The sequence below is a fragment of the Corynebacterium sp. S5S1 genome (assembly GCF_001913985.1).
GTDB classification, from domain to species: domain Bacteria; phylum Actinomycetota; class Actinomycetes; order Mycobacteriales; family Mycobacteriaceae; genus Corynebacterium; species Corynebacterium marquesiae.
The window spans coordinates 730-2,469 of sequence record NZ_MKXT01000087.1 but is presented as its reverse complement, the minus strand read 5'-3'; the positions used below and the strand labels follow the sequence as shown (position 1 = coordinate 2,469).

The following is a 1,740-nucleotide window of genomic DNA, read 5'->3' as shown; positions in this document are numbered from 1 at the left end:
AAGACTTAGGGCTTGTGCGAGTGAAGGTCATTTTGCACCGCAGACCAGGTGCGCCACTTCGGGCACAGTGCTATAGCGGGGGTTATAGCGAGATTTCTTCTGGCTCACCGTAAAACTCTTCCGGAATGGAGAGTGGGGTGGGCCCTTCTTTTTTGAACGCTTCCAACCGCGGTTTCCACTCCTTGGGTAGCGATCCGAGCTGTTCGAGCTCATTAGTCTTGCGGTTGACCATTATGGGGCCTTTGCCGGGTTCTGGGGTTGCCGGGGCGAAAAGCCACCAGGTTTCAGTTTCAGCAGCGCCGGAAAGTTTGCCGCGGCGTTGGTAAACCCATTTGGCGGCGTCGTAAAAAGTTAGTGGTTCTAGTGAGCCTGCGGTATCCATGGGGATAGTTTAGTCATAGGAAGTGATCTTGGCTACATCGGGTTTGGTTGCATGATTTCAATAAAGCAATGCACTGGGAAAGCTTTTTGCACGCTATATAACATGCAAAAAATTGTATTTATGTAATGAAGACCATTATCAATTCTGTTGTTTTCTGAATCGATTCAGTGTTTAGTTGTTTCCGAATCTATTTCGCAGACGCAAAATAGAGTTTGTGTACCCACATAAGTGGTGATGCACTTGGCTTTTGAAGAGAAACCCGGAGACCACATCGTGGCTAGAAAGAAGTCAGTTGGCGTAACTGCATGCGCAGTTTTCGCACTGAGCCTGGGGCTGTTGACCCCAATCAATACTGCACATGCGCAGGAAAATGGTGTGCATAATGCTGCAGTAACATCAGCTGATCAGCTGTGTCCGATTGAGGACTACTCAGTTAAATTTAGTGCTTTCTCGTGGAGTATCCCGAACGAGCAAAAAGCAAAATTTGATCCAGCTGATGGTCCAGTTAAGCCAGCTGGTGAAAATGGCGAACTGAGCGTTAGCTTTCGTGGAGACAAAAATGCAACGGCGGTTCGATTGGATGATCAAAACCGGATCTTGGATGGAAACATTCAGGGTATGGGCCAAATGAAGATCGATGGCGTCTCAGTCAACAATATGTCTCTGGTGATTGAACCGGGTAAGAAGGTTAAAATTTACGCCAGCTACGACGGTCAAAATGTGCAAATTGCGACAGGTACGTTGACAAATGAGCAAGCCCATACAAGTGATGTGCTTGATGGTAAGACTGTACAGTTTGAAGCAAAAGTTGGGTCTTTAAACTTCGCTGGCATTGTAAAGAAAGAAGTTCAAGAGGCTCTTTCTGGCGAACTAACGGTATTTGGTGAACTTTCGCCAATTCGAAAAGAGAATTGCACCGAAGAAGAGAAAAAGGGACTACAAGGGCCTCGTGGCCCAATCGGTCCACAGGGCGTTCCTGGCCGTCCAGGCCCAGCGGGCCCTCCAGGTACCCCGGGTAAAGATGGAGAGACCGGTCCGCAAGGTGATCGCGGACCTGCAGGCCCGGCAGGCCCTCCGGGCAGTGAGGGTAAGCCGGGCCCACAAGGTGAACCAGGCTTGCAAGGCCCACAGGGTAAGCCAGGTCCACAGGGTCAACCTGGACAGCGGGGTCCGGCGGGCCCTCCAGGTGAAGACCTGAAAATCAAAAAGCAGTACGACGATGCACAAGGCAATATCGTCGTCGAGTTCACCAACGGTCAAAAGATTGTCATCCCGAAGGGCAAAGATGGTGCCGCAGGAAAGGATGGTGCTGCCGGAAAAGACGGTGCAAAGGGGCAAGACGGCAAAGATGCCAAGCC

The 1,740-nt window shown here is 50.4% G+C and carries 1 protein-coding gene and 1 pseudogene; one reads left to right on the top strand and one right to left on the bottom strand.

Annotation, left to right across the window (positions count from 1 at the left end; all coding sequences use genetic code 11):
- Positions 1 to 82: 82 nt before the first annotated feature.
- Positions 83 to 382 (bottom strand): peptidase M23, encoded by a 300-nt coding sequence (locus tag BKN05_RS12360; protein ID WP_201810194.1) that lies wholly within the window; start codon positions 380 to 382, stop codon positions 83 to 85.
- 240 nt (positions 383 to 622) lie between these two features.
- Between BKN05_RS12360 and BKN05_RS12355 the strand changes: the two are divergent.
- Positions 623 to 1,740: pseudogene (locus BKN05_RS12355) on the top strand (hypothetical protein); the annotation flags it as partial.

What these genes read in the sequence shown, in the direction of transcription:
- BKN05_RS12360 (WP_201810194.1), bottom strand. Translation starts at nt 382, where the DNA reads ATGGATACCGCAGGCTCACTAGAACCACTAACTTTTTACGACGCCGCC.